The sequence below is a fragment of the Bradyrhizobium sp. Leo78 genome, from assembly GCF_059512425.1.
Window position 1 is genome coordinate 1 of sequence record NZ_JCAMOT010000168.1, and the last position, 751, is coordinate 751.

At 55.9% G+C, this 751-nt stretch carries 1 pseudogene; it reads right to left on the bottom strand.

Annotated elements, in window-relative coordinates:
* Positions 1–191: pseudogene (locus tag AC5ZG1_RS44100) on the bottom strand (group II intron reverse transcriptase/maturase); the annotation flags it as partial.
* Between the last annotated feature and the right edge of the window lie 560 nt (positions 192–751).

The window sequence follows — 751 nt, forward strand, 5'->3', positions numbered from 1 at the left end:
AACAGGTGGCGGGAAGTAGGCGCCTGAGCTCATTCGATTCCAAATCTTGTAGAGGTTACTCTTCAAGTCGGATTCAAATTCCTCAATCGTCACTCCGTCGACACCGGCTGCGCCACCATTAGATCGACCTGCAGATACGCTTCGTACACCTTTCTTTTGTCGATGTTGAACGGTTTGCTTGGCTGGTTCACCGCCGTCCTCCTGTTGCCAGTTGCAACGATGGCCAGCCCACCTGATCCGATCCCTTCGCTCCAGCCCCATTACGAGCCTTCGTCACTTGTACGGATCGGTCCGCCCCAGTGCTCCGCATCGGTACTCTTGCCTCACGGTTTTCTCCGCTTGTGCTTCTCCCTTTGCATCGGAGCGACTGGTTCCTGCAGTTCCGTGACAACGCCTGCATCCGATTCACGCCCCCTCAACGCCGGTCGCCGCCCGCCCAATCATCAGGCTTCCAGCGGACTGATCCCAGAGGGACGACACACCTCTGGTTTTGACGACGATTTCCACGTTACGACGCTTCATCGGCGGGTTCATTTTCATTCGTCTCTCGGATGCTTATCCGCTCGGGTATTTCCCGATCGTTAGCTTCAACGCTCACGACCGCGCCTCTTAAGCGAAGCCGCTTGAAGTGATTTGGGACCTGCTCCTGAAAGCCGATCCCGAGGGGCCCTCCCTCATCGCTGTCACAGCTTGTGCTCACAGATTATCAGATCATCACGATCATCCTTTCTGTGTGCTTCTGCAGCACACT